The following is a 26751-nucleotide window of genomic DNA, read 5'->3' on the forward strand; positions in this document are numbered from 1 at the left end:
CGAATTCCGGGCCCATCTGGACCTTGGCCTTGATCCACTCGGGCTTGCGTTCGACCGGGACGGCTTTGTTGCGCTGTTCAACGCGCAGCAGCTTACGGCCTTCAGGTGCCAGGGTCATGAGGAACTCCATAATTCAGGTGGCGCGGACGCACCACGATGATTCGGTTCCTCCCCGCTCTGTATTGGACCTGAGAGTTTCCGCGTCCCTGCCTTGCGGCTGGACGCTTGCACCGTCGGTGAGTCCGGTTGCCCGGGCTGCTTTCCAGAGTTGCCTTGCCGCGGCGGTACATGGGCCTGAGAGATTCCTGGGGAGGATTTGCTCCTACGGCGCCTGCTGAAACGTACCGGCAGGGCTCTCCCGCCGCAGATCATAAGCGTGTGCCGCCTTCCGGTGACACGTCTCACATGGTATCCGGTGCCTGTGCGGCACGCAAAGGGCACGTGAGCATTCGTGAAGCTAAATCCTGCGGTAACTAAGGTCGAAGATCATGCGCCCGGCCTCGTGGGCCTTGTTTTCGAAGCTGGTGCGGATGCGGCCATCGAAGCGCGGAGCCCATCCGCCTACGTGGTCCACTCCCTCGTTGGGGCCGGTGTGCTCGGTGCTGACCGGTGCCCGGCCTTCCTTGACGGGGGCCCCGCCCACGATGGATTCGACTCCGGATTCCCACACTTGGGTAAGGGGGCTGTCCGCGCCGGCCCGCTCGCCGTCGTGCAGGTTTTCAAACTCGGTTGAGCCGGCCAGGACCTCGCGGACGTGGACGGCGTAGTTGGACCAGTCGGTGGCGATCCGCCACAGGCCACCCTTCTTGAGGGACCGCGCAGCGAGTTCGGCGAACGCGGGCTGGATGAGGCGGCGTTTGTGGTGCCGGGACTTGTGCCAGGGGTCGGGGAAGAAGACCCAGAGCTCGCTCACCGAACCGGCAGGAAGCATGGTAGCCAGGACCTCGGGCGCGTTGGCTTCGACCACCCGGACGTTGCTGAGCCCGCGGCTGTTGATCTTGATCATGGTGTTGGCCAGGCCCGGGGTGTAGACCTCCACGGCGAGGAAGTCCTTGTCCGGGTTCTCCTCCGCAGCGTGGCATACGGCGTCGCCGAGTCCCGAACCGATTTCAACGATCAGCGGTGCCTTGCGCCCGAACTCCGCTTCGGCGTCGAACACGTAGTCCGGGTGCACCGAGGTGTTGGCGACATGCCGCGGAACCTGGATGGCCCAGCGGTCCGAGTGCTCTTCCCACGCTGCCTGGCGGCGGCCCTGGAGGCGCGTCCCGCGGCGCACGAAACTGACCGGCCGGCCGCCGTAGGTGCCGAAGGAGGCCTGGCTGCCGGGGGTCACGGGGCGCGAAGACTGCGGTGTTTCAGGGGATTCTGGGGTTTCACTCATCCCCTCCAGAATACCGTTGCAGGACCAAACGCCCGCGGCGGAACCTGCGCACTCTCCCGTCACGAGGCGTCCGCGCACGGGAGTGACTGCCAGAATGGGTTGGTGACCCCCGCTTCAAGCGCCCCCAAGAACACCAAGCCACACTCCGGCGTCGCCGAGATACTTGTCGACGCCGAGATCGACGAGCTCCCCGCCGCCGAGCCCACCCAGGTCAAAACGCGCGGCGGACTCGTCTTCCTGGGGATCTGCCTGGTGCTCATCGGGCTGAACCTGCGGACGGTCTTCTCGAGCTTTTCGGCTGTCCTTCCGGAAGTCACCGCCAACGCCGGTCTGCCGGGCTGGGCGGTGGTTGTCCTCACCACCGTGCCGGTGACCTTGCTGGGTGTCTTCGCTCCGCTGGCGCCCATCCTGGCCCGCCGTTTCGGTGCCGAGAGGGTGCTGCTCGGCGCGATGGCCGTGCTGACAGCGGGGCTGCTGATCCGACCCGTGGACCTCGCCGGAGCGGGGCACTTGCCCGCACTGCTCACCGGAACCGCGGCGTGCGGCGCCGCGATCGCCCTGTGCAACGTGCTGCTGCCCGGCGTGGTCAAGCGCGACTTCCCACATCGGCTCGGACTCATGGGCGGCCTGTATACGACGGCGATTTGCGCGTCTGCCGCGCTTGGTGCCGGTTTCACCTACCCCGTCTTCACGGCGGCCGGGCACTGGACCTCGGCGCTGTGGTTCTGGGCGCTGCCCGCCGCCGTCGTACTTTTGCTTTTCCTGCCGCTGGCGATCCGCCAGCACCCCGTCCGCCACAACGCGGCCGACGGCGGTGCGAACGTCTGGCGTTCCGCCGTCGCCTGGCAGGTCACCGCCTTCATGGTGTTCCAGGCGATGATGTCCTTCAGCGTGTTCGCCTGGTTGGCGCCGATCCTGCGTGACCGCGGGATCGACGGCGGGACGGCCGGCTTGATCGTGTCGGTGTCGATTGTCCTGCAGATGCTTGGTTCGTTCGTTGCTCCGGGGCTAGCGGCCCGGTTCAAGGACCAGCGCGTCATCAACACCGTGGTGGCCCTCATGACCGGCGGCGGCTTCGCCTTGAGCATTTTCGGCCCCACGGACCTGATCTGGGTGTGGACCGGACTGTTGGGCCTTGGCCAGGGGAGCCTCACGGCCGTGGCGTTGACCATGATCATGCTGCGTACCCGCGATTCGCACACCGCCGCGCACCTTTCGGGCATGATGCAGGGCGTCGGCTATGGCTTGGGCTCCACGGGAACACTGATGGTCGGCCAGTTGCACCAAGCGACGGGTGGCTTCGCCGCAGCCGGCATCCTGTTCCTCGTGGTGGGGTCCCTGGCGGCCTTCTTCGGGTTCCGCGCCGGTCGGAACCGCTACGTCGGCTAGCCCGACTGACTCGCAGTTGTTGTCGTTTTCAGGGCTCAAAACGACGTTAACTGCGAGTCAGTTGGGTCCGAAAGGGGGAGGTTAGTGCGTCAGGTCCTTGCCCTTGGTTTCCGGGATCATGAAGGCGAACGCGATACCGATGGCCAACAGGATCACGGCGTAGACGTTGAACATGTTGGCTTGGCCGATGCTGCCGAGCCACGTCTGCAGGTACGGGGCCGTCCCGCCGAAGACCGCAACGCAGATGGAGTACGGGACGCCGACGCCGACGGTGCGGATCTTGGTCGGGAACAGTTCGGCGTACACGGCCGGGACAATCGAGGCGCTGCCGGCAATGAAAAACAACATCACGGACATCGAAACGGCCAGCTGCCAAGGGGAGTCCTTCAGGAGCCACGTCATGGGGAAGTGCAGCAACGCCGCCCCGGCGGAACTCACGATCAGCACGGGCTTGCGGCCGATGCGGTCGGACAGCTTGCCCCAGAACGGCAGCGACGCGATGAACGCGACGTTGCCGATGACGCCGGCCCACAAGGCTGCGCCACGATCCATCTTGAGGCTGCTGGCCGCGTAGCTCGGCGCCACGACGCCCCAGATGTAGTAGACGACGGTGAGGCCGACGGTCAGCCCGATAACCTGCAGGGCCTGCTTGCGGTATTTGACGATCTGCGGCCACATGGGCTCGCGCTTTTCCTTCGGAGCTTCGGCTTGGAACGCCTCGGTCTCCTTCATTTTGGCCCGCATGACCAAGGCGTAGATGCCCAGGGCGCCGCCCACCAGGAACGGCACGCGCCAGCCCCAGGCGTTCATGTCGGCCTTGCTCAGCACACCGGTCAGGATGGCGCCCAGCAGCGTCCCGGCAAGGATGCCGGCTGTGCCGGAGGTGTAGATGAGGGTCGCCCAGAAGCCGCGCTTTTCCTTGGGCGCCATTTCGGACAGATACGTTTGCGACGACGGCAGCTCGCCACCGTGGGCGAGGCCCTGGATGAGGCGGGCCACCAGGAGCATGACGGATGCCAGGGCCCCAACGGCCTGGAATGTCGGGGCGATACCGATCAACAGGCTGCCGACAGCCGCGAGGCCGACGGCGATGGTCATGGACGTCTTGCGGCCGATCCGGTCGCCGATCCAGCCGAAGACGAAGCCGCCGAACGGCCGGGCCACGAATCCGACGGCGAAGATCGCCAAGGTGGAGAGGACCGCGGACGTGGGGTCGGCGCTGCTGAAGAGCGCGCTGGCGATGAAGGGCGAGAACGTGGCGTAAATGGCCCAGTCGTACCATTCGACGGCGTTGCCGATGCCGGTGCCGACGAGGGTTCGCAGATGGGACTTGTGAACCTGGGCTGTGGCTGAAGCGCCTACGGTTGCGGTCATGTCTTGCTCCAAGGTCTGGGGGTGGTGGTTAGTTGCCGGCGGCGAGGGTGGCGATACGGGAGACCGCGAGCTCTGCGTAGAGCGCCGCACCATCGGACAGGACGCCGTCGTCGAACGTGGCGTAGGGAGAGTGGTTGAACGGTGAGGTGGTGTGGTCCACGCCCCGCGGCACGGCGCTGAGGCCCACGAAGGTTCCCGGAACTTCGGCCAGGACCCGGGAGAAATCCTCCGAGCCACTGATCGGCGTGGCCCAGCGGGAGAGCCGGGAATCGCCGAACATTCCCGAGATGACGTCCTCGGCGGTGTGCGTCTCGTCCTCGTCAGTGACGGTCATGGGGTATTCGCCGCGGTAGTCGACGTCCACCTCAAGGCCGTGCGCGGAGGCAATGCCCTTGAGGAGCTGCGGAATCGCAGTCATCATCCGCTCGCGGGAGGCTTCCGAGAATGTGCGGATGGTGGCTTCGAAACGCGCGGATTCGGGGATGACGTTGCGCTTGGTACCCGCCTGCAGCACGCCCACGGTCAGGACTACGGGATCGAACATGTTGAACTGACGCGTGATCATGACCTGCAGCGCCGTCACCATTTCCGCGGCCGCGGTCACGGGGTCCTTGGCCGAATGCGGCGCCGAGCCATGGCCGCCGGCGCCCAGGACCGTGACGAAGAGTCCGTCCGAGGCGCTCATCATCACGCCAGCTTTGGTGCAGAACTGGCCGTGAGGTTCCAGTGAGGAGAAGACGTGCATGCCGTAGGCGGCGTCAACACGGCGGCCTGCGGCGTCCAGGACGCCTTCGCGGATCATGTGGCCCGCGCCGTCGAAGCCTTCCTCGCCGGGCTGGAACATGAGGACGACGTCGCCGGCCAATTGATCGCGCCGCTCGGCCAAGAGGGTTGCGGCTCCGGCGAGCATGGACGTGTGGAGGTCGTGGCCGCAGGCGTGCATGGCGCCGTCGATCTTCGAGGAGAACTCGACGCCGGTGCGCTCCTGGACGGGGAGTCCGTCCATGTCGGCACGGAGCAACACAGCCGGCTTCTGCGCTGAGGCGTGCGCCGCCCCGCCCCGCAGGACTGCGGTGACCGACGTCGTGCTCTCGCCAAGGGTGATTTCGTACGGGAGTCCGTCGAGCGCCTTGAGCACCTTTTCCTGGGTGCGCGGGAGGTCCAGGCCGATTTCCGGTTCCTGGTGGAGCTCGTGGCGGAACCGGGCGATTTCTCCCTGCATCTCTTGGGCGTCTGCGGCGATCGACATCTGTTCTCCTGTTTCCTGAACGATTGGTAGGTATCCATAGCCATTGTGGAGTGACTAGCCTCACAATCTTCCAAAGCCCTGTAAAAATTCAGGAACATGCCAGAATTAACAAGAATCGCGCATCGACTAGGAGAGGATCGCTGATGGAACTCAGTGAGGAGGACCTCCGGCTGATCAATGCCCTCCAGATCTCGCCGCGGATCAGTTGGTCCGACGCCGCGGAGGTCCTGGGCGTCCATGCCACCACGTTGGCCTCCCGATGGGACCGCCTGCGGGAATCCGGAGCCGCTTGGACCACGGCGCACCTCATGGGCGACCCCAAGCATGCCTGCCTTGCCCTGTTGGACGTGGACTGCGAAATGCACCTCAGGCCAGAGGTAACGGCCGCGCTCGCGGCAATTCCGGAGATCATCACGGTCGAGGAGGCCGCCAGCAACCGTGACCTCATGCTGACCGTGATCACCCAGGACCTCGGTGAGTTCAGCAGCCGGCTATTGCCCCAGCTCAAGGAAATCCGGGGGCTCACCAAATACCGGACCTCGCTCTGCACCCGGATCCACACGAGCGGCTATGCGTGGCGGCTCAACGTCCTGAGCCGGGCGGAGCAGCAGGCCCTGCGCGCCCTCGCCGGGCCGGAAGCGCTCAATCCGTCCGCCCCTTACGCGCAGGTCACCCCGTTGCCGGCGAGCCATATGGAGCTCTTTCCCTTCCTCGCCCGGGACGGACGGGCTTCGGCCGCGGAAATCGCACGCGCACTGGGGCGGCACCCTGCAACGGTGCAACGGCAGCTCGGCCGGGTGCTCGCGAGCCGGATGCTGTCCTTCCGTTGCGAAATCGCCCAGCAATTCTCCGGCTATCCCATGACGTGCCAGTGGTTCGCGAATGTCCCAGCAGGCCAGCACGAGGCCGCGGCCGCCGAGTTGCGGGCCGTCAGGAACGTCAGGTTCACGGCCTCCACCACCGGCAGCACCAACTTTGTGATCATCATGTGGCTGCGCTCGCTGGCCGAGGTCATGGAGATGGAACTCGCCATCCAGCAACGCATTCCCGGGATCGAACTCGTCGAAAGCGTCGTGATGCTCAGCACGGCCAAGCGGGTCGGCTGGATGCTGAACCCGGACTCGACGGCGACCGGCGCCGTCGTGCCGACCGCCGCCGTCGGCTTGGCTTAGAGGCCGGCGTTGTAGACGTCTAGTCCGAAGCGGTTCAGCCCAGGGGTGCCTGCGTAGCCGAGATACGGGAGGCCGAAGGTGTCTTCAATGCTGGCCAGCAGACTGTAGTGGTTGTACGGCGTGGTGGACCAGGTGCCGCCCTTGGTGAAGGGGGAGATGACCAAAGCGCCCACCCGGCCGCCGCCCTGTCCGACAATCCCGGGAAGCGGGGAGTTGGGCCCGGGGCCCTCGCCGCAACACGCGGAAGCGTCTGATTGGGGGCTGTCGGATTCGTCGAAGGTGATCACCAGGACGCCGTCCTGGCGGAAGGCGGGAGACGAGGTGATCAGCGGAACGTACTGCTTTAGCCAGGCATCGGCGCTGGTCAGGCCGCCGGGCTGTCCGTCAACGCAGGGGGAGTCGTGTCCGTCATGGCAAAGGTTCGGCGTGATCATGGACAGGTTGGGCGTGGTGGAGACCGAAGCGAGATCGGTCTTCAGGGCTCCGAGGTCCACGTTGTTCTTCGCACAGTCCGGCGACCCCGTGATCCCCGCGAAGTAGACAAAGGGGTTGTGGCGGGCCGCGTACTGGTCCCCGACCCTTGCTTTCTGGGTGTCATCGGGTGCGCCGAGGGCCGGGTGGCGGCACGGCGTGCCCATGTCCTCCATGTAGCCCTTCCAGGTCTTGCCCGCTGCCGTCAATTGGCCTGCCACCGTGGGCACATCGGCGGGGAAGACGCAGCCGTCCCCAACGGCCTGGCCGGGATCTGCTGTTCCGGTCTTCGCGAACGGGGAGTACGTCTGGCAATCGGCCTGCATCTGCGGGTTGGGTCCTTGACCGGAAATCTGGGCGACGTAGTTCGGCTGCGAGTTGTGTGCCGTGCCGAAATACTGGTTCAGCAGGACGCCTTGGTTGCGCAGTGTGGTGGAAAGGTACGGTGCCGCCGAACCCGGTCCCCATGTGGTGTCGTACCCCTTGTTCTCGAGGTTGATCACGAACACGTGCTTGGCTCCCGGGAGGTACCCGGAGCTCTGGACGGTTTGGGGTTCGCTCGCTTGTGCCTCGGTCTGCTGCAATCCGAAGGCGATGCAGGAGGCGCCCAGCAGGACAACCAGCAGCGCAGCGAATCCGAGCCGCATCTTGGAAATGGCGAAGTTCTTGAAGGTCATGGCAGGGTCCATCCGTCCGCAAGTGCTTTCTGTTTCAGGCCGGCCCACTCTTCCTCCGCCGGCGGCCCGACAGGCGAGCAGGCCGGTCCGGCGGCATAAGGCGGCACGAGGTACGTGGGAGCGGTCAAATTGGGTGCTGATTGGAAATCAAGCACTTCGGCGATGTTGCGCGCGGCATTGTCCCGAGGCGTCAGGGCTTGAAGCCCCCAGCGCCACTCGATGGCCTTCAGGATTGAGGTGTGGTCGTAGGTATCGTGCGCCACGTATTGCCTGCGGGCGCGCGGAGAAATGACCATGGACGGGACGCGGAAGCCGCGCCGGGCGGTATCCGGATTGCTGTCCGGTGCCGTTTCCGGTGGCACGTGGTCGTAGAACCCGCCCCATTCGTCGTAGTTGACCACCAGCATGGTGTTCGCCCAGTTGGGGCTTTTGGTCACGGCGTTGTAGACCTCCGCCAGGAAGAGCTCGCCCGAGCGGATGTCGGCGTGCGGGTGGTCGTCGCCGGAGGTTCCGCTGGACTCATCCGTAAAGCGCGGATCCACGAAGGACACCGAGGGCAGCTTGCCGGAACTGCAGTCGCTGAGGAACTCGGCGTAGGGCCTGGAGATGCCGAGGTACTTTGTTCCCCAGAGGGCGGTAAAGGGAACGTCGCCGTAGTAGTACTTTCCCTGAACGCCGGCGGCTGCCAAGCGGTCCCAGATCGTGGGCAGGGTGCTGGTGACGGTCGAGTTATGGAGCCTGTCCGTGGCAGCAGAGTGCTGGTAGAAGCGGTTCGGATACGTTTCGGCGAGGGTGGCTGCGAAATAGCGGTCGCAGACGGTCCAGTCGGGACCCGCTTGACGCCAGAAGTCGAGGTCGCTCGAATCGTAGTATCCCACGGCGAATTCATCGTTCTCGCCTGCCCGCAGCCAGCCGTCGTTCTTGCCGTTGTTGAACTGGATCCGGCCGCCCTCGTAGGAATGGTCAGGGTCCGGATGCCCACAGCCCTGGAAATCCGTCAGGTGGTGGGTTGTATGCGGAATGCCGTAGCGGTCAACGAACGTCAGTCCGGCCTGTTTTCCGTCCGCGCCAGGCATCCAGCCAAGGAAATGGTCGAACGAGCGGTTTTCCATCATCACCACGATGATGTGGTCGATGCCTGAGGAACCGGGCTGTGGGAGTGCGGTTACAGCGGGCACGGTCCTCACGGTGGCGCCGCTGACAAGCGTCGCAGCCGTGGCAGATCCGGCAACGGACAGGAAGTTGCGTCTTGTGAAGTTCACGCCAAGCAGTGCATCACGGAATGATTACGGGAACAACCGATAGTCGGCTATTTAGTACAGAGTTTGCCCAGAGTTAATTTCAGGTGAATATTAATCACTTGAATGGATTTTGAAGGTGGCCCCAAACTCGTTTGGGCTTCTAGGCTGGGATGATGACAAGCCACGACGCAACAGCCGGCATACTGCAACGCCCCTATCTCCTGGCGACGGCGGGTGCCTGTGCGTTGGTCTTCCTGGCAGCGTTCGAATCCATGGCCGTCACTACCATCATGCCGCTCGTGAGCCGCGATCTGGACGGTGCCGGACTCTATGCGTTGGCCTTCGCCGGTCCGCTCGCCACGGGCGTGATCGGCATGGTGGCCGCAGGAAACTGGGCGGACAGGCGTGGGCCGGCCGCCCCGCTGTACGCATCCGTTGCGCTGTTCGCGGCCGGGCTGCTCATCGCCGGTACCGCGCTTTCCATGCAGATGCTCGTGGCAGGCAGGCTGGTCCAAGGCCTCGGCGGAGGCGCCATGACCGTGGCGCTGTATGTGGTGATCGCCCGGGTCTACCCCGCCAGGTTGCATGCCCAAGTCTTTGCCGCGTTCTCGGCGGCCTGGGTCATTCCCTCGATGATCGGTCCCTTCGCCGCCGGCGTGGTTGCCGAGTTGAGCAGTTGGCACTGGGTGTTCCTCGGGGTCGTGGGTTTGGTGGTTCCGGCCTTGGCAATGATCCTTCCCGCCATGCGGGGGGTGCGGTCCACGCCGGACGCGCGGGAAGCGGGCTCCTCGGAGCCAAGCTCCCCCAAGGCGGGCGCCGGAGGGGCGAAGCCTGGAGGCGCCGATGTTCCCTGGGCCTTCGGCCGCATGGGGTGGGCCGCCCTCGCCGCCCTTGCGGTTCTCGGCCTGAACCTCTCCGGACAGCTGCCCGGTGTCGGATGGGTGATTGCCGCCGTCGCGCTCGTCATCGCCATGCTGGCAGTGCGGCCGCTGGTCCCGCGCGGCACGCTCGGCGCGCACCGCGGATTGCCAAGCGTCATCCTCATGCGCGGAGTTGCCTCAGCAGCCTTCTTCGGTACCGAGGTTTACGTGCCGTACCTCCTCACGGAGCGGTACTCGTTCTCCCCGGCATTCGCAGGACTTGCGCTGACGGGATCGGCGATTGCCTGGGCAGCGGCGTCCGCAGTCCAGGGCCGCATGGGTTCCCGGCTCGGCAACGCCCTTGCAGTCAAGATCGGGTCTGCGCTGGTGCTCGGTTCGGTGGTCATCGTCCTCGTGACCACGGTGCTCGCGTGGCCCGCCGGAGTGGCGATTGCGGGCTGGCTGTTCGCGGGCGCCGGGATGGGCCTGATGTACCCGCGGTTGAGTGTCATGACCCTGGCGCTCTCCAAGCCCGAGGATCAAGGCTTTAACAGTTCTGCGATGTCCATCTCCGATTCCCTCGGCGGCGCCCTCTCGCTCGCCGTGACGGGTCTCGTCTTCAGTGCGCTGACGACGACGGCGGGTTCCTTCGCGGGGGTGTTCGTCCTGACGTCGGCCATCGCCGTCGTCGGGCTCGTCATTGCGCCACGGGTCGCGGCCCGGCGGCCTCCTGGTGTTGAACATGCGGTGGACGCCGAGGCGCACCGCGCAGCCGAAGCGGACGACGTGCGGGCCTAGGACGTGTGAGCCCCGGATGTCCGGGTGGCCCGGAGCACGCTGTCGATGGTGGTGGCGTGTTGGCCTTCAGGGCCCGTCACCGCGCGTTCGCGGGAATCGGCAACGTTGATCCGCCACGTCCCCGGACCGTTTGTGAGCGCCTCGACCAAGTCCTCGGGAGTGAAGAACTTGTCTTTCATGTCCTTGTGCCCGCTCCACGGAGTCAGGCCATCCGGATGATGCCCGACAACCAACAAAGCGCCGCCGGGAGCCACGGCCGCCGCAGCCGAGGCCAGGAAATCGCGCCACGGAAGAAGCGGAGAATGCAGGAACTGGGAGGACACCAGATCGAAGCCCGCTTCCGGGTGCCACGAGCCGAAATTCCGTTGCAGCCACGTGATCCGGTCCGGTAGCCCGATGTCGACGGCATGGGCTTCTGCCCGTTCAAGCGCGACGGCGGAGACGTCCACCGCGGTCACCGTCCAGCCGTGCTGGGCGAGCCAGATGGCGTCCGCACCCTCCCCGCAGCCGAGATCCAGGGCGGTGCCGGGAGCCAGTTCCTTGGCTTCCGCGATGAGTTGCGGATTGGGATTCCCGCTCCACCTCTTCGCCTTCTCCCGGTAGACCTCGTCCCAAAACAGCGCCGGGTCGGCGTCCTGGTCAGGGTTGCTGTGAAGGTGGGCTCCGCTGTCGTGGATTTCGCCGTGAAGGTGGGCTCCGCTGTCGTGCTGGTGCGTCATGGCTCAAGCCTGCCCTGACGTGGCCCCGCGAGGCAACGCCTGTACCCACCCAACTGACTCGCAGTTGTTGTCGTTATAAGCCCTCAAAACGACAACAACTGCGAGCTACTTGGGGGAACACCGCCTGCGTGAACCTGCCCTGTGGAAAGGCCCGCGGCCCGCGGATGCTAGAATAGATCTACTTGATGTGCAGTGATGCCCGCTTAGTCCCCGAATTTGGCTTGGTTCCAAAGTTGGGAAGTGGGCTTTTTTCATGTGAGAGGCACATCCTGCGTCGATGAACGCGTTTTCTCTGGTCCCGGCCACGGCTTATTGCCTACCGGTCGATCACTGACTTTTTCCTCGGCGAACCCTTGGCCCAACCGGCGTCGGGGGACGATGTCCGTTGGACACCGCCAGAAAGACCTTTGAAACACATGACTACTTTTGCTGCCCTTGGCACGCCCAAGGCCATCGCCGAGTCCCTCGCTGCGGATGGCATTGAAGAAGCTTTCCCCATCCAGGTCAAGACCCTCCCGGATACGCTCGCAGGCCGCGACGTCCTGGGCCGTGGCCGCACGGGCTCCGGCAAGACCATCGCTTTCGCTATCCCGCTTGTGGCACGTCTCGCCGAGCGCGAAGCCAAGCACTTCCGCAAGCCCGGCCGCCCCATGGGACTGGTCCTCGCGCCGACCCGTGAGCTGGCCACCCAGATCAACGCCACCATCGAACCGATGGCCAAGGCCATGGGCCTGAACACCACGGTCATCTACGGCGGCATCTCGCAGGCACGCCAGGAAAAGGCGCTGCGCGCCGGCGTCGACATCGTCATCGCTTGCCCGGGCCGCCTCGAGGACCTCATCCGCCAGCGCATCCTGACCCTCGAAGCCGTCGAGATCACGGTCCTGGACGAGGCCGACCACATGGCAGACCTCGGCTTCCTCCCGGTGGTCAAGAAGCTCATGGACATGACCCCCACCCAGGGCCAGCGCCTGCTCTTCTCTGCGACGTTGGACAACGGTGTTGACAAACTGGTCAACCGTTACCTGTCCAACCCGCTGACCCACTCCGTGGACGACCCCCAGGCCGCCGTCACCACCATGGAGCACCACGTCCTGGTGGTCAACGACCAGACCGTCAAGAAGCAGCTGATCGTGGAGCTGGCCTCCGGCGCCGGCCGCCGCGTCCTCTTCATGCGCACCAAGCACCACGCCCGCAAGCTTGCCAAGACCCTGACCGATTGCGGCATCCCCGCCGTCGACCTTCACGGCAACCTGTCGCAGAATGCCCGTGACCGCAACCTCGCCGAGTTCTCCAGCGGTGAGGTCCGGGTCCTGGTGGCCACCGACGTCGCGGCCCGCGGCGTGCACGTCGACGACGTCGAACTCGTCATCCACGTCGACCCGCCCACAGAGCACAAGGCTTACCTGCACCGCTCAGGCCGTACGGCCCGCGCAGGTTCCGACGGCACCGTGGTGACGCTGACGCTCCCCGAGCAACAGTCCGACGTCAAGAAGCTCATGAAGGCTGCCGGCGTCGACGTCTCGTTCGAACGTGTCACGGCCAACTCTCCCCTGATTGCCGAGCTCGTGGGCCAGGTCGCCGACAAGGTTGATCCCCGCACCCGTGCGGCACTGCTCGCAGCGAAGACCCAGCAGCCGGGCGGCGGCACATCCACCGGTGCCAACGCCCAGCGCAAGCGCAACCGCCGCACCACCCAGGCTGCACCCACTGCGGGTGGCCGTGGTGGTCGCGGTGGCCGTGGCAAGGTTGCGGCCGAGCCCGTGCGCACCGACATCAACCGCGCTGAGCGTCGCGCAGCAGCGAACGACGACGTCGCCCGCAGCACGCGTGGACGCGGCAACGCAGCTTCCGCTCACCGCAACGACGTTCCTGCTGCTCGTGGCCAAGGTGCGCAGGGTGGTCGCAGCGGACGCCCGGCAACCGGCCAGCGTGCAGCCGCAGGCAACCGCTCGGCATCGGCTCCGCGCACGGAATCCGCAACCTCAACGCGCACCGGTGGCAACAAGGCTGTCTGGTCCTCGAACACGGGTGGCAACTCCGGTGGCTCCTACGGCTCGGGCTCGGGCAATTCAGGGGCCGGTCGTCCGGCCCGCAGCGGTCCGCGCCGTGCGTCGGCTCCGGCGTCGAACGAGCGCCGCGGCCGCTAAGCCGCGCGGGGTCTAGGGGCTCCCGTCCCCGTAGGGACTACCACCCGCGCTCGCGCCATTCCGCAAGGTGTGGACGCTCTGCACCGAGCGTGGTCGGATCTCCATGGCCCGGATGCACCACGGTGTCGTCCGGGTAGGCCTCGAACAGCCGTTCGCTCACATCGTTCAACAGCGACGTGAAGCGGGCGGCATCGTTCTGCGTGTTGCCAACTCCTCCGGGGAACAACGAGTCGCCGCTGAAAATGTGCGCTGGCCCTTCGGGGTCCAGGTACACGTAGGCGATCGAACCCGGGGTGTGGCCGCGCAAGTGAACAGCGGTGATGTCGAAACCGTCGAAGTTCCCCACATCGCCATGCCGGAGCGGCACATCCACGGGCACGGGCAGCGCGTCGGCGTCGTCCACTCCGGCTGAAGTCTTCGCGCCCGTGGCTTCCACCAACCCGGGAAGCGCGCGGACGTGGTCCCAATGCTGGTGTGTCGTGGCGATGAGGGCCAGTTTCGGCGGCAACGCGGCGTCGGCGATCGACTCCGCAAGCATTGCTTGGATGGCCGGAAGGTCGTCCGCGGCGTCGATCAGGAGCTGCGCGCCGCTTGCCTTGGCGGTGAGCAGGTACACGTTGTTGTTCATCTCGCTGACCGAGATTCGCCGGATGGTGATGTCACGCAGTGAATGAATGAGTGAGTCCATTCGTCCACTCTACGGAAGCCGCCTGCGGCTCACCGACTACTCGCGGCCCTGCGAAACCCAGGTGGGATCCGCGGACCGTGAGCCGACGACGGCGTCCGCGGCGCCGTCGAGCACGTCCAGTTGGGCGGCACTCAACTCGAGCGACAAGGCACCCAGGTTCTCATCGATCCGGTGCGCTTTGCGCGTTCCGGGGATGGGGACCACGCTGAGCTGGAGGCGGCGGCCCTGGGCGTAAAGCCAGGCCAGAGCCACCTGGGCGGGAGTCGCCTCCCGGCCGGTGCTCTCGGACAGCTCGGCGGCCACGGCCCGCACTGCGGCAACAACTGCCTGGTTGGCGTCGAGTGCTCCGTCGGCAAAACGGGGGATGCGGTGCCGGAAATCGTTCTCGCCGAGTTGCTCGGCACTGACGGTGCCGGTGAGGAATCCCCGGCCAAGCGGCGAATAGGGTACGAAGCCCACACCCAGCTCTGCCGCGGTCGGGACGACGTTGCGCTCAACGTCCCGGCTCCAGATCGACCACTCGCTCTGCACGGCTGCGATCGGGTGGACGGCGTTGGCTTCCCTCAGCTCCTCGGCTGTCACTTCCGACAGGCCAAGGTGCCGGACTTTGCCAGCCCGGACAAGCTCTGCCATGGCCTCCACGGTTTCCACAATCGGAACGCGGAGGTCGCGGCGGTGCATGTAGTAGAGGTCGATGACGTCGGTGCCCAGGCGGCGGAGGCTCGCTTCCGCCGCCTGGGCCACGTACGCGGTATCTCCCCGGACATCGGTGTAGCCCTCGCGCGGGTTGCCCACGATGCCGAACTTGGTGGCCAACTGAACCTCGTCGCGTCGGTCGCTCAGCAGCTTCGCGATCAGTTCTTCGTTGTCGCCCGCGCCGTAAATATCGGCGGTGTCAATGAAGCTGATGCCGGCATCCACGGCGTGATGCAGCGTCTTGAGGGATTCGGCGGGATCCACCTCGCCGTACACGGGGGTCAATGCCATCCCGCCGAAACCGAGGGGGCTCACGGTCAGGCCGTCACCGAGTTGTACGATCGTGGTTTCCGGGCTCATGGTGCTTCTCCTTCGCCGAGTGTTCGTCTCACTGCTGGCAACCCCGTGGCGCGGGGGAGTATTCCGCGCTTATCGTTGGGCGGGCTCGCTCACTTCTTCACGCTTCTCCGTGGGAAGGGCCTTCAACCCGGCCGCGCAACCCACGATTCCTGCAATGAACAGCAGCTTGAGCGGGCTGGCCGGTTCGACGCCGGTGGCCATCGCCCAGCCAACGGTCAGTGCTGCCCCGATCCCGACCCAGACGGCGTACGCCGTGCCCAAGGGAATCCGCTTCACCGCGATGCCGAGTCCGATCATGCTGAGGCTTGCCGTGACGGCGAAGACCACGGTGGGGAGGGCTTCGCTGAAGCCGTCGGACAGCCCGAGAGCCGTCGCCCATACAGCTTCGAGCACGGCGGAGGCCAGCAGAATGGCCCATGCGAACTTGGCGGTCATGGCTACGCCACCACTTTCAAGCCGACTACGCACACACCGATTCCGGCGAGCAGGAGCAGCCGGGCCGCCGTCGGGCGCTCAACTTTGGTGATCATCGCGTATGCCGCCGTGAGGACGACGCCGACTCCCACCCACACCGCATACGCGGTTCCGGTGGGGATGGATTGCATCGCGAAGGCCAGGCCCGCGGTACTCGCAACCACGGTGACGAGGAAGACGGCTGAGGGCAGCGGCTTGCGGAAGCCCTTGGAGCGGTGGAGAGCTGCGGCCCAGACGGCCTCTAGGGCGCCGGACAGAATGAGGATTAACCACGACATGACAGATCCTTTGGCCAGTCTTGTCGCGTGCCGGGTACTGAACCGTCGTCCGGAGGTCCCTCTGCGGGCCTTCCTTCGAGGCTAGCAAATCCCGACGCCGGGTGGCCAGCTTTGGTGGCGAGCCTCACCAAGGGACATGTCGCCGCTGGGACTAGGAGTGCGCATGCTCCACGCGGTCGATGGAGATGACGGCGAGGAAGCCACGGCCCAGGATTTCCGGGCTGCGGGTATCGGAACCTACTACCGCGTCGTAGCGCGCCAGTTCCACGGACTCGGACTCAGCGGGTGCGACGGCGGTTCCACCCTCCGGGCCGTCCGCGGACACAGCCGATTCCGCGGGCTCCGCGCCGGGACTAACAGAAGCCTTGCCCTCCAAGAGGACTGCCAACTGACCTTGGAACACCGGGTGTGCGCGCTTCTTGGAGAGCTCGATGATGGACGTGTAGCCCTTGAATTCGCCGGCCCTGGCGATCACATTGAGGTCCCGGATGTCGCCGGTCGGGAGTGCGCTGGCCGAAGCCGCCTCGCCGGAAAACCGGAAAGGCCGGTACTTTTCCAAGGGGTGCTCTTCGCCGTCCACCGTGAGCAGCAGCAATTCGCCGTCGATCACGGTGATGACGCGCTCCATGCCGGGGAACGTCGAGAAATCGCCGGCCGATCCGACGTCGGCGATGCTGACCCGCCAGTCCCATGCTCCGTCCTGCGCCGATGCCGCTTTCGGATGGCTGGCGAGTTCGCGGGTCACCCCGCCTCCGTTGCGCCACGGTTCGGGTTTGAGCTCGGCAAAGCGGATGATCTCCATGCGCTCCAGCCTAGCCCGGGCCCGCGGTTGGCCGGCTGAACGCTCGCGTAACATCGGTGCAATCTTGGCGCGGTTCAACAATCCCCGAGGCGCTTGCTAACGTCATAGGGAGGGAAACGGTTGGAGGCGCGGCATGTTCGTCAAAGTGTGTGGTTTGAGCACGCCCGAATCCGTGCAGGCCGCCGTCGAGTCCGGCGCGGACGCCGTGGGTTTCGTGCTAACGAAGAGTCCGCGCGAAGTATCGCCTGACCGTGCCCGAGACTTGCTGGTCCATGTACCGGAAGGTGTCGCCGCCGTCGGGGTCTTCCGCCACGAGACAGCCGCCGATGCCGTCGCAACCGCGCTCGAAGCCGGCCTCGAGTGGGTCCAGCTCCACGGAAGCCGCGCGCCGGAAGACGTTAAGACCGTGCACGACGCCGGCATGCGGCTTATCCGGGCCGTCACCATGGGTGCCGCCCCGCACGAGTTCGAAGAGTGGGGCGAGGACCTTCTCCTGATCGACGCCGCCGTGCCGGGTTCGGGGGAGGCGTGGGACTATGCCTCGGTCCGGAACCTGGGCCTTGGTGCGCGCCACTGGTTGTTGGCCGGAGGATTGACCCCGTCCAACGTCGGAGCCGCGGCGCTCGAAGCCGAGGCCTGGGGCGTCGACGTGTCCAGCGGCGTGGAGTCCTCCCGCGGAGTCAAGGACCTCGACCTCGTGCGCGCCTTCGTCCAAGCCGCCAAAGCCTGACGTCCCCCCCAACGCTCGCTCACCTTTAACGCCTTTCCCCCCAACGCGCGCTCACCTTTAACGCCCTTTCGCCAAACGCTCGCTCAGATGATGTGAGCGGGCGTCTGCGGTTTTGCCCCCAAAAGTGAGCGAGCGCCGCAAGAAGCCCTTGACAGCCGCCGTCCGTCGTCGCATATTTAACACATCGGCTAATTAACCGAGGTGTTAAATATAAAGGCGCAAGAAATGTCCACAGACCGGCTCAGTCTCATCTTCTCGGCACTTGCCGACCCCACACGAAGGGCCATTTTGGCCCGGCTTTCGGAGGGTGACGCCACCGTGAACGAGCTTGCCGAACCGTTCGACATCAGCCTTCCCGCCGTCTCCCGGCATCTCAAAGTCCTGGAAAAAGCAGGGCTGATCAGCCGGAGCCGGAGTGCGCAGTGGAGGTCTTCCAAGCTTGAAGTGGAACCACTGCGCGAAGCCACCGAGTGGATGGACAAATACAGGCGCTTCTGGGACGCCAGTTTCACCCGCCTCGACGCCCACCTACGCAAGATTCAGCACGATTCAGAGGATCCAGGAGTCAAACCATGAACACCGAACAGCACATCCTTACCATGACCCGCGATTTCGATGCGCCACGCGAGCTCGTCTTCGACGCCTTTGTGGACCCCGAGCAGCTCGCCGCATGGTTCGGGCCTGTCGGAGTGGATTCGCCGCGCGAGCGGATCGTCGTCGACCCTCGTGTGGGCGGAGCCTGGCAGCTCGTCATGACCTGGGACGAGAACGGGGTCGCCAAGGAATCACCCATCGACGCGGTCATCACCGCATACGACCCGCCCGCCCTGCTGGTCGCCACCCAGAAAGCAGAGCCCGACGCCGGAATCACACTCTTGCTGGAAATGCGCCTTGAGTTCGAGGTACTGGATGGCGGCCGCACCCGGCTTCATCTCACCCAGGGCCCCTTTGACTCCGACGAATGGGTGGACATGACCCGCGAGGGATGGGGCACCTCGTTCACCAAACTGGACACGTTGCTGGTGCGGGAATAGGGAAGCGGTCCAAAAGGGGGCCGAAGTCAACTTGGAAGGTCGGTGCCCATCCGGGCTACACTCCACGGCGGGGACAGAATGCCATTGCTCTGGAGACCGAACGGTTCCGGAGACCGACGATCAAGCAGAATGCGACCTTTGAAAATTTCTTCCAAACTTCTTAACGGCCCTATCCGATACCTGACAGTCGCCCTCTTCGCCGCACTGGCGCTGTCCGGATGCTCCACACCAGGAGGGGGATCCGCAGCGGCGGGCACGCCGTCGTCCTCTTCCACGGGCGACCCGGCATCCGCAAGTGCAAGCCCGACTCCATCATCGGGGCCATTCGGGGGCTTCGCGTCGGCGGCCGAAATGTGCTCCACCATCTCCAAAGAAGCTACGGGAGCGTCGTTGTTGCCAATGTCGGCGGCGCAAGGCAAGACCGCCGAGCTGGAGCAATATAAGGCCGAGCTCGCCGCAACGGCGGATCGTGTCCCGGACGCGCTCAAGGCTGATTTCACCAACCTCAAGGACACTGCGATTGCCGGGTTGAAAGACCAGACCGTCTACTCAAGCGGCAAGTTCGAAAAGGCGATGGCTCCCGTTACCACTTGGCTGAGCGCCAACTGCAAGTAGCGGTTTTATCCACTTAAGCGAATAAACAGCTAGCGCAGTCCCGTTGCCGCGGCAAGAATGGCTTCATGCAGCTGCCAGTCATGCCTCCTGTCGCACCCATGCTTGCCAAGGCGGTTGGTGCCGTCCCGGATGGCGCCATGAGCTACGAACCCAAATGGGATGGTTTCCGCTCCATCGTTTTTCGTGACGGTGACGATGTCGAAATCGGTAGTCGCAACGAGAAGCCGATGAACCGGTACTTCCCGGAGCTCATCGAGGCGTTGAAGGCAAACCTGCCGGAACGCTGCGTCCTCGACGGCGAGATCATCCTGGTCGGCAGGTCCGGTGACCGCTTGGACTTTGAAGCCCTCCAGCAACGCATCCATCCGGCAGCCAGCAGGGTCAAGCTGTTGTCCGAGCAGACGCCGGCGAAATTCGTGGCCTTCGACCTGCTCGCCCTTGGCGATGAGGACTTCAGGGGACGGCCCTTCGCCGAACGGCGGGCAGCGCTTGAACAAGCGCTCGCAGACGCCGCCGCTCCCATCCACCTCACTGCGGCAACCCGGGACAAGGGAACTGCGGAGCAGTGGTTCAACCAGTTCGAGGGCGCAGGCCTGGACGGCCTGCTCGCCAAGCCGCTGGATGGTACCTACCAACCGGACAAGCGCGTGATGTTCAAGGTCAAACACCAGCGGACCGCCGACTGCGTCGTGGCCGGCTACCGGGTTCATAAGACGGGTGACGATCTTATTGGTTCGCTATTGTTGGGGCTTTATGACGACGGCGGCCGGCTTTCCAACGTGGGCGTGGTGGGATCCTTCTCGATGCAGCGGCGCAAGGAACTGTTCGACGAACTCCAACCCCTCGTGACCGGGTTCGAGGGGCATCCCTGGGCATGGGCCGAGCAGGAGGAAGGCAGCCGGACACCCCGCAACGCCGAAGGGAGCCGCTGGAGCGCAGGGAAGGACCTGTCGTTCACGCCCCTGCGGCCAGAACTCGTGGTGGAAGTGGCTTACGACCATATGGAAGGGGAACGGTTCAGGCACACAACGCAGTTCGTGCGGTGGCGGCCGGACAGGGATCCGGAGTCGTGCACCTATGAGCAGCTTGAGGAACCCGTGAAGTTCGATTTGTCAGCGGTCCTGGACACCGGGAAACCATAAATCAGGGAGATTTCAGGGCGAACCCCTAGGCCCAGGCCATCGCCCGCAAGGGACAATGGGAGATATGAAAACGCTGCTCAACATCATCTGGCTTGTCTTCGGCGGCTTCGTCCTGGCCTTGGGATATTTCATGGCCGGAATCGTCTGCTGCTTGTTGATCGTCACCATCCCGTGGGGCATCGCGTCGTTCCGGATTGCCTCGTACACGCTGTGGCCGTTTGGCCGCATGGTGGTGGACAAGCCCGGGAGCGGGGGCGTCTTTACGCTCCTAGGCAATGTCATCTGGTTGCTGGTCGCGGGCATTTGGATCGCGATCGGGCACGTGGTCACGGCCTTCGCCATGGCCATCACCATCGTTGGGATCCCGCTGGCCATAGCCAACCTGAAGCTCATTCCGGTATCGCTCATGCCGCTGGGCAAGCAGATCGTGCCGAGCAACCGACCGTTCGTCAGCGCCTACCGCTAGCACGGCGACGCCGGCCACCCGACCCCGGCGTCGGGCAGCGGGGCGCCATGGAGTGTTCCGGAGTAGCGTAGGCGGTGTCTGCACTGCCTCCCCTCGAAAGGAACAGTCCATGTCCGCCGCCAGGAACACTGTTGCCAAGAACATCGTCTCCACCCTCAAAGCCAACAATGTCCAACGCGTCTACGGGATCCCCGGGGATTCGCTGAACGGTTTCACGGACGCGCTGCGGGAAGAGGAGAGCATCCGTTGGGTGCACGTCCGGCACGAGGAAGCCGCGGCGCTAGCGGCCGCCGCCGAGGCGGGCCTCACGGATGAACTCGCGGTGTGCGCCGGATCCTGCGGCCCGGGCAACCTTCACCTGATCAACGGCCTCTACGATGCCAACAAGTCCAGGGTTCCGGTGCTGGCCATCGCCGCCCACATTCCCAGCGAAGAGATCGGCAGCCAGTACTTCCAGGAGACGCATCCCCAGGAGTTGTTCCGGGAGTGCAGCGTTTATGTCGAGCACGTCGCGCATCCTTCCCAGATGCCCAGGGTCTTGGAAATCGCCATGCGGACGGCCGTCGAGAAGCGGGGCGTCGCCGTCGTCGTGATTCCCGGTGACGTGGCCCTCGCGGAGGCGCAGAGTGACCGGACCTCCGTGATCCGGGCCGCCCGGCCGCAGATCCGGCCCAACCCCCGGGAGCTCGCCGAGGCAGCGAACATCCTCAACGCGGCCGGCAAAGTCACCATCCTGGCCGGTGCCGGCAGCGCGGGTGCGCACGCCGAGGTCATGGCCCTGGCGGACGCACTGGGCGCGCCAATCGTCCACGCCATGCGCGGCAAGGAGCACATCGAATACGACAACCCGTTCGACGTCGGCATGACCGGCCTTTTGGGCTTCAGTTCCGGCTATCGCGCGATGGAGAGCTGCGAAGCCTTGCTCATGCTGGGCACCGATTTTCCGTACCAACAGTTCTACCCGGAGAACGCAAAGATCATCCAGGTGGATATCAGGGGCGAGCAACTCGGCCGGCGGTCCCGGATCGATCTTGGCCTGGTGGGCACGGTCAGGGACACTGCAGCCTCGCTTCTGCCCTTGATCGAGCGCAAGGTAAAGCGCACACACCTGAGTACCTCGCTCAAGCATTACGCCAAGTCGCGCGCCAAACTCGATGACCTGGCTTCGCCGGCGAAGGACGGCCAGCCGATCCACCCGCAGTTCGTGGGCAGGCTCGTGGATGAGTTGGCCGGCCCGGATACGGTTTTCACGTGCGACGTCGGGTCCCCCACCGTGTGGGCGGCCCGGTACCTGAGCATGAATGGCCGACGCCGGCTGCTCGGCTCGTTCAACCACGGAACCATGGCCAATGCACTGTCGCACGGAATCGGTGCGGCGGCCGCGTATCCCGGGCGCCAGGTGGTGGCCCTCGCGGGGGACGGCGGCCTGACCATGCTTCTCGGCGAGCTGATCACCTTGGTGCAGAACAAGCTCCCGGTCAAAGTGGTGGTTTTCAACAACTCCTCGCTGAACTTCGTGGAGCTCGAAATGAAGGCCGCCGGATTCGTCAATTTCGGCACTGAGCTCGAGAATCCGGACTTCGCCAAACTGGCAGAATCGCTGGGCATCCGCGGAATCCGGGTGGACAACTCCTCCGGGTTGAAGGCGGGGTTGGCTGAAGCCTTCGCGCACGACGGTCCGGCCCTCATCGACGTCCGCACGGCCCGGCAGGAACTGTCCATTCCGCCGGCGATCAGTGCCGAGCAGGTCAAGGGCTTCACGCTCTACGCGATCCGGACGGTACTCTCCGGCCGCGGCGACCAGCTCATCGACCTCGCGAAGACCAATATCCGCCAGATTTTCTAGCCGGAATCGTTACCGGGCGGGGCCAGCCGTCACGGCTCCGGTGCGCAGATCGAAACTGAAGCTGCGCTCGATCACCCGCGCGCCGCCGTCGTGCGCCACCGCAAAAGTCAGCTCAAGCGAGTCCCCCGCCAGATCCTCCTCGGTGACCGTGTAAACCGGCGTGAAATACAGTGCTTCCGCGCCCGGTGCCAGATCGGAGGGCGGGAAGTCCGCCGGGTTCGCGTGCGGTCCCAGGAGTACGACGCCGGACGCCGCCAGGGTGCCGAGGTTGCGGGCGCGTCCAGTGAACGCGAGGATGTCCCCGGCTTTGTAGCCCGGAATGATGGGCCCGTAGTTGAGGTCCTGGGCTTCGCGGGTTCCGAGGATCTGCGCCTGCTCCGCTGAGTATCCTTGGCCGATTTCCTTCCACGTCTGAACGTCCCAGTCACGATCGTTGTCACAGGGGAGGACATGGAATTCACCGGCGTTCTGCCACACAGGGGGCCGGCCGGGAGTGATGGAGCGCAGTTCCATGTGAAACTCGAGGTGGTCGGGCTGGGTTCCCGGCGCACCCGCCGCACTAGGCGCACCCGCCGCACCCGCCGCACCCGCCGGGCCCGAAAGCTGCTCCGTCAGCTGCTCCACCGGCACGGAAACGAAGACGATCTCGCGGTATCCCTGCCGCTCGTACAAGACGCCGATGTTGCCGTCCGGAAGCCGCGCCGCCGTCGAGTAAGCCGAGCTTCCCTCGCAGAGGACCAGCTTGGCGGGCCAGCTGGCCCCGTTGTCCGTGGACAGGCTGAGGACCGTATTGCGGCGCAGGGAAGTGTCCTGGTTGTTGCTCGCGAGCAGCCAGCTGCTCGTGGCTGGGGTGGCCAGGGTTGCCACATTCGGCAGGCCGTCGAAGCGGACAAGCGAGCCGTTGTCGCTCGGGTCGGGGAGGTCCCCGACCGGTTCCAGCCGGCTCCACGTCTCGCCGCCGTCATGGGAGATTGCCGCCAGCCGCCGGGGCGTGGCGCGCGAGTGCAGGAGGAGGCGGCCGTCGTCGAGGCATGCCACTTTGTTTTCGTTGGGGCCGACCCCATCCGGACCCTTTCCGATGAGCGATCCGAGCGTCCAGTTCTCGCCGTGGTCGTCGCTGTATGCGGAAGCCGCCATGATTTCGCCGTCGACGAGCACCACGAACTGCTGGACCAGTCGCCCGGCGAACGGACCGGCGTGCATCTGGATTCCCTGACCGGCTGCGGCGAAAATCCCCGTGATGCCGCGGTCGCCGGCACGAGCGCCCGGAACACTGCCCCGCTTGAGCTGTCCGGTGAGCCGCCGATGCTGCCAGGTGACGCCGTCGTCGTCGGAAAAGCTGACATCGCAGTGCTGCACGTCGTCATCCGGTTCCAGGCCGCCTACCGCTTCGAAGAAACCGGCCTGCGTCCCCGCGGCATGGAACATGAAGATCCGCCCGGTCACTGCGTCCATCAAGAGGCTCGGATCGCCGTAGCCATTGAGCCCCGAGCCGCTGCGGACCACGCGCTGTTCCTCCCAGCTGCGGCCATTGTCCGTGCTGCGCCGCAGCAGGAGATCGATCGGATTGGGCAGGTCGTCCAAGTTCGGCCGGCCGTCATAGGCGGCGAGCACTGTCCCCGCCGTCGAGACGGCCAGCGCCGGTATGCGGTACTGCCGGTAGCCTCCCGTGCCGCGCACCGCCAGGACGTGCTCGACGTCGGGACGGGCTTGGGGGAGTGCGGCACCACGGCGCTGGAGGTAGGAGGTCACACCTCCATGATACGAGACGACGCCTTCGGCTAGAACGACCCTTAGCTGATCCTGCGCCGGTAGGCGGCCGTGGCGAAGAAGTACGCGATAATCAGGATGCCGAGGCACCATGCGAGGGCGACCCATATGTCGTTTCCGATCGGCCGTTGTTCAAACAGATCCTGGATCGTGTTGACGATCGAAGTGACCGGTTGGTTCTCGGCGAAGGCGCGCACGGGACCCGGCATGGTGGCCGTCGGGACGAAGGCCGAACTGATGAACGGCAGGAAGATGAGCGGGTAGGAGAACCCGCCGGCACCGTCCACTGACTTCGCTGTCAGGCCTGCAATGATCGCGAGCCAGGTGAGTGCCAGGGTGAACAGCGCCAGGATTCCAACGATCGCGAGCCATGCCAGCAGGCTTGCGGAGGTGCGGAATCCCATCAGGAGGGCCACCAGCATGATGATCACGAGCGAGAGCCCGTTCGCCACCATGGAGGTCAGCACATGTGCCCACAGGACCGATGATCGTGCGATCGGCATGGAGTGGAACCGCTCGAAAATGCCGCTCTTCATGTCGGTGAACAAGCGAACAGCGGTGTACGCGATGCCCGAGGCGATCGCGATCAGCATGATTCCCGGCAGCAGGTAATTGACGTAGTTCTCCGTGCCTGTCCTGATGGCGCCGCCGAACACGTAGGCGAAAAGCAGCATGAGGGCAATCGGCGTGATCGCGGTGGTGATGATGGTGTCCGCGCTGCGGAAGATGTGACGCATGGAGCGGCCCAGCAAGACGGCCGTGTCTCCGAAGAAATGTGTGCTCATGACTGGTCCTTACTTGACGTGACCTTGCCCTCGTTCCCCACCAGTGCGAGGAAGATGTCCTCCAGGCTGGGCTGTTTTTCGACGTACTCGACCTTCGCCGGTGGAAGTAGTTGCTTGAGCTCGGCGAGAGTCCCGTTCGCGATGATGCGCCCTTGATGGAGGATGGCGATGCTGTCCGCGAGTTGTTCTGCCTCGTCGAGATATTGCGTGGTGAGCAGGACGGTGGTGCCCCGTTTCGCGAGCTCCTGGATTACCTGCCACACCTCGATGCGTGCTTCGGGGTCGAGTCCGGTGGTCGGCTCATCGAGGAAGATCACCTCGGGCTGCCCGATCAGGCTCATGGCGATGTCAAGGCGACGGCGCATGCCTCCGGAATACGCGGACACCTTTCGGGACGCTGCCTCGGACAAGTTGAAGCGCGCCAGGAGATCGTCCGCCGCTTGCCCGGGGTCCTTCAGGTGCCGCAACTTGGCAACCAGCACCAGGTTTTCCCTGCCCGAGAGGATTTCATCGACCGCTGCGAATTGTCCGGTGAGGCTGATGGATTCCCGGACCTGCAGCGGGTGGGCCACGACGTCGAATCCGTTGACGGTCGCCGTGCCGGCGTCCGGACCGAGCAGCGTCGACAGGATTTTCACCATCGTGGTCTTTCCTGCTCCGTTGGAGCCGAGAAGGGCGAAGATGGTGCCCGGTGCCACGTCGAAGTCCACGCCGCGCAGCACGTGCAGCTCTTTGTAGGACTTTTCCATGCCCTGCACGCGGATCGCGGGTTCGCGGGTGGTGGATGCATTGTTCACGATTCCCGCTCCTTCCCATCGTCTCCGGCAGCGGCGTCGATCGCCTTGACCAGGCGTTCGCGCTCCTTGTTGATCCACTGACCGACCGTGTAGTTGCGCATGAACGTTTCGGCGAACTCCACGGGGTCGTCACCAACGACGTCGCGGATCGGCGTCCCGTCCGCGGCGCTCTGTTCGAAGAGATCGGTGAGGTCCCCGAGCATCCGCAGCAGCACATCGCCCTTGGTGATGGCACCGAAGTACATCAGGTACCGTTCCAGCGCGGTCGCCGCCGCGCGATAGTCCGCGGGAAGCTGCTCCACGCGTGCCTTGTTTTGCCGGTATTGCTTCTTCTGTTCGAGCGATCCCGTAAGCTGCTCGATCCACCCTGCGGCCATGTTCACTTTCCTCCCTTTCGGAGCTGTTCCAGTCGCTCGGACAGGAAACTCCACGTATTCCAGAATTCGTCCAGTTCCTTTTCGCCCTGCTCGTTGAGCGAATAGACCTTGCGCGGCGGGCCCTTCTCGGACGGCCGTTTCTCGACGTCGACAAGGCCTTTTTGCTCGATCCTGACGAGCAGCGCATACACGGTGCCCTCGGCGATCTCGGTGAAGCCCTGGCCTCGGAGCAGCGTCGTGATTTCGTACCCGTACGCGGGATTCCCGGTCAGGAGGGCGAGAACGATGCCCTCGAGGGTCCCTTTGAGCATCTCCGTCATTTGCCTGCCCATCGGACACCTCCTTTCACTACTCAGTGTTACTAGCTACTGGTACATAGTACCGCTAAGTAGTGGAAGCGCAAGCCCCTT

27 protein-coding genes, 1 pseudogene and 3 riboswitches are annotated in these 26751 nt (G+C 65.0%); of the genes and pseudogenes, 11 read left to right on the plus strand and 17 right to left on the minus strand.

The window, feature by feature from the left end; translation table 11 throughout:
* Positions 1-118: pseudogene (locus tag VLA65_RS14535) on the minus strand (lipoyl synthase); the annotation flags it as partial.
* A 49-nt stretch (positions 119-167) separates the two neighbouring features.
* Positions 168-271, minus strand: a riboswitch (glycine riboswitch).
* A 1-nt stretch (position 272) separates the two neighbouring features.
* Positions 273-371: riboswitch (glycine riboswitch) on the minus strand.
* A gap of 86 nt (positions 372-457) precedes the next feature.
* The gene (gene trmB, locus VLA65_RS14540; protein WP_332602921.1) at positions 458-1381 is read right to left on the minus strand and encodes a tRNA (guanosine(46)-N7)-methyltransferase TrmB; all 924 of its coding nucleotides are present in this window, start codon (positions 1379-1381) and stop codon (positions 458-460) included.
* Between the two features lie 102 nt (positions 1382-1483).
* Here trmB and VLA65_RS14545 point away from each other — a divergent pair, with 102 nt between their 5' ends.
* Positions 1484-2770 (plus strand): MFS transporter, encoded by a 1287-nt coding sequence (locus VLA65_RS14545; protein WP_442880311.1) that lies wholly within the window; start codon positions 1484-1486, stop codon positions 2768-2770.
* Positions 2771-2851: 81 nt separating this feature from the next.
* On the opposite strand, the gene VLA65_RS14550 is transcribed toward VLA65_RS14545, so the two are convergent.
* Together VLA65_RS14550 and VLA65_RS14555 are read right to left on the minus strand one after the other, a co-directional pair.
* Positions 2852-4144 carry an MFS transporter gene (locus VLA65_RS14550; RefSeq protein ID WP_332602922.1) on the minus strand — a complete coding sequence of 431 codons (1293 nt, stop codon included), beginning with the start codon at positions 4142-4144 and terminating at the stop codon, positions 2852-2854.
* Between the two features lie 28 nt (positions 4145-4172).
* On the minus strand, positions 4173-5393 hold the full coding sequence (locus tag VLA65_RS14555) for a M20 metallopeptidase family protein (RefSeq protein ID WP_307055427.1): 1221 nt from the start codon (positions 5391-5393) through the stop codon (positions 4173-4175).
* Between the two features lie 143 nt (positions 5394-5536).
* Between VLA65_RS14555 and VLA65_RS14560 the strand changes: the two genes are divergently transcribed.
* Positions 5537-6565, plus strand: coding sequence for an Lrp/AsnC family transcriptional regulator (locus tag VLA65_RS14560; RefSeq protein WP_284991885.1), 1029 nt, complete (start codon positions 5537-5539; stop codon positions 6563-6565).
* On the opposite strand, the gene VLA65_RS14565 is transcribed toward VLA65_RS14560, so the two are convergent.
* Both VLA65_RS14565 and VLA65_RS14570 read right to left on the minus strand, forming a co-directional pair.
* Complete coding sequence (locus VLA65_RS14565) at positions 6562-7713, minus strand: alkaline phosphatase family protein (protein WP_284991886.1); 1152 nt, start codon at positions 7711-7713, stop codon at positions 6562-6564. The genes VLA65_RS14560 and VLA65_RS14565 overlap by 4 nt on opposite strands.
* Positions 7710-8975, minus strand: coding sequence for an alkaline phosphatase family protein (locus tag VLA65_RS14570; RefSeq protein WP_332602923.1), 1266 nt, complete (start codon positions 8973-8975; stop codon positions 7710-7712). Before VLA65_RS14570 ends, VLA65_RS14565 begins: the two co-directional genes overlap by 4 nt.
* A gap of 152 nt (positions 8976-9127) precedes the next feature.
* On the opposite strand from VLA65_RS14570, the gene VLA65_RS14575 reads away from it, so the two are divergent.
* Complete coding sequence (locus VLA65_RS14575; protein ID WP_332602924.1) at positions 9128-10612, plus strand: MFS transporter; 1485 nt, start codon at positions 9128-9130, stop codon at positions 10610-10612.
* Here VLA65_RS14575 and VLA65_RS14580 read toward each other — a convergent pair.
* On the minus strand, positions 10609-11331 hold the full coding sequence (locus VLA65_RS14580; protein ID WP_332602925.1) for an SAM-dependent methyltransferase: 723 nt from the start codon (positions 11329-11331) through the stop codon (positions 10609-10611). The two genes, VLA65_RS14575 and VLA65_RS14580, sit on opposite strands and share 4 nt — an antisense overlap.
* A gap of 416 nt (positions 11332-11747) precedes the next feature.
* Between VLA65_RS14580 and VLA65_RS14585 the strand changes: the two genes are divergently transcribed.
* Positions 11748-13481: a DEAD/DEAH box helicase gene (locus tag VLA65_RS14585; RefSeq protein ID WP_284991890.1), complete on the plus strand. Its 1734-nt coding sequence runs from the start codon at positions 11748-11750 to the stop codon at positions 13479-13481.
* Between the two features lie 37 nt (positions 13482-13518).
* On the opposite strand, the gene VLA65_RS14590 is transcribed toward VLA65_RS14585, so the two are convergent.
* The 5 genes from VLA65_RS14590 to VLA65_RS14610 form a co-directional block, all read right to left on the minus strand.
* Positions 13519-14169, minus strand: a complete 651-nt coding sequence (locus VLA65_RS14590; protein ID WP_332602926.1) for an MBL fold metallo-hydrolase — start codon at positions 14167-14169, stop codon at positions 13519-13521.
* A 36-nt stretch (positions 14170-14205) separates the two neighbouring features.
* On the minus strand, positions 14206-15225 hold the full coding sequence (locus VLA65_RS14595) for an aldo/keto reductase (protein ID WP_332602927.1): 1020 nt from the start codon (positions 15223-15225) through the stop codon (positions 14206-14208).
* A 69-nt stretch (positions 15226-15294) separates the two neighbouring features.
* A complete protein-coding gene (locus VLA65_RS14600) occupies positions 15295-15660 on the minus strand; it encodes a DMT family transporter (protein ID WP_059389909.1) in 366 nt (121 codons plus the stop codon).
* Positions 15661-15662: 2 nt separating this feature from the next.
* On the minus strand, positions 15663-15977 hold the full coding sequence (locus VLA65_RS14605; protein WP_059389910.1) for a DMT family transporter: 315 nt from the start codon (positions 15975-15977) through the stop codon (positions 15663-15665).
* 9 nt (positions 15978-15986) lie between these two features.
* A riboswitch (guanidine-III (ykkC-III) riboswitch) is annotated at positions 15987-16052 on the minus strand.
* Between the two features lie 76 nt (positions 16053-16128).
* Positions 16129-16779, minus strand: a complete 651-nt coding sequence (locus VLA65_RS14610) for a HutD/Ves family protein (RefSeq protein WP_332602928.1) — start codon at positions 16777-16779, stop codon at positions 16129-16131.
* Between the two features lie 133 nt (positions 16780-16912).
* Between VLA65_RS14610 and VLA65_RS14615 the strand changes: the two genes are divergently transcribed.
* The 7 genes from VLA65_RS14615 to poxB all read left to right on the plus strand — a co-directional run bounded on the left by VLA65_RS14615 (position 16913) and on the right by poxB (position 22612).
* Entirely contained in the window at positions 16913-17509 is a 597-nt protein-coding gene (locus tag VLA65_RS14615) for a phosphoribosylanthranilate isomerase (RefSeq protein WP_332602929.1), read from the plus strand.
* A gap of 225 nt (positions 17510-17734) precedes the next feature.
* Positions 17735-18085 carry an ArsR/SmtB family transcription factor gene (locus tag VLA65_RS14620; protein ID WP_059389912.1) on the plus strand — a complete coding sequence of 117 codons (351 nt, stop codon included), beginning with the start codon at positions 17735-17737 and terminating at the stop codon, positions 18083-18085.
* Positions 18082-18543, plus strand: coding sequence for an SRPBCC family protein (locus VLA65_RS14625; protein WP_059389913.1), 462 nt, complete (start codon positions 18082-18084; stop codon positions 18541-18543). Before VLA65_RS14620 ends, VLA65_RS14625 begins: the two co-directional genes overlap by 4 nt.
* A gap of 138 nt (positions 18544-18681) precedes the next feature.
* Positions 18682-19158, plus strand: coding sequence for a hypothetical protein (locus VLA65_RS14630; protein WP_307055444.1), 477 nt, complete (start codon positions 18682-18684; stop codon positions 19156-19158).
* Positions 19159-19223: 65 nt separating this feature from the next.
* Positions 19224-20300, plus strand: coding sequence for an ATP-dependent DNA ligase (locus VLA65_RS14635; protein WP_332602930.1), 1077 nt, complete (start codon positions 19224-19226; stop codon positions 20298-20300).
* Between the two features lie 64 nt (positions 20301-20364).
* Positions 20365-20766: a YccF domain-containing protein gene (locus tag VLA65_RS14640; RefSeq protein ID WP_332602931.1), complete on the plus strand. Its 402-nt coding sequence runs from the start codon at positions 20365-20367 to the stop codon at positions 20764-20766.
* Positions 20767-20875: 109 nt separating this feature from the next.
* A complete protein-coding gene (gene poxB / locus VLA65_RS14645; RefSeq protein WP_332602932.1) occupies positions 20876-22612 on the plus strand; it encodes a ubiquinone-dependent pyruvate dehydrogenase in 1737 nt (578 codons plus the stop codon).
* Between the two features lie 9 nt (positions 22613-22621).
* On the opposite strand, the gene VLA65_RS14650 is transcribed toward poxB, so the two are convergent.
* From VLA65_RS14650 to VLA65_RS14670, 5 genes are read right to left on the minus strand one after another with little or no spacing between them, the layout of a single operon-like run.
* Positions 22622-24364: a sialidase family protein gene (locus VLA65_RS14650; protein ID WP_332602933.1), complete on the minus strand. Its 1743-nt coding sequence runs from the start codon at positions 24362-24364 to the stop codon at positions 22622-22624.
* Between the two features lie 41 nt (positions 24365-24405).
* Positions 24406-25167 (minus strand): ABC transporter permease, encoded by a 762-nt coding sequence (locus tag VLA65_RS14655; protein WP_332602934.1) that lies wholly within the window; start codon positions 25165-25167, stop codon positions 24406-24408.
* A complete protein-coding gene (locus VLA65_RS14660; RefSeq protein WP_332603015.1) occupies positions 25164-25916 on the minus strand; it encodes an ABC transporter ATP-binding protein in 753 nt (250 codons plus the stop codon). Before VLA65_RS14660 ends, VLA65_RS14655 begins: the two co-directional genes overlap by 4 nt.
* A gap of 44 nt (positions 25917-25960) precedes the next feature.
* Positions 25961-26341: a DUF1048 domain-containing protein gene (locus VLA65_RS14665; RefSeq protein WP_332602935.1), complete on the minus strand. Its 381-nt coding sequence runs from the start codon at positions 26339-26341 to the stop codon at positions 25961-25963.
* A 2-nt stretch (positions 26342-26343) separates the two neighbouring features.
* A complete protein-coding gene (locus VLA65_RS14670; protein WP_059389920.1) occupies positions 26344-26673 on the minus strand; it encodes a PadR family transcriptional regulator in 330 nt (109 codons plus the stop codon).
* Positions 26674-26751 lie beyond the last annotated feature (78 nt).

The organism is Arthrobacter sp. S2(2024) (assembly GCF_036662515.1).
Taxonomy (GTDB): Bacteria; Actinomycetota; Actinomycetes; order Actinomycetales; family Micrococcaceae; genus Arthrobacter.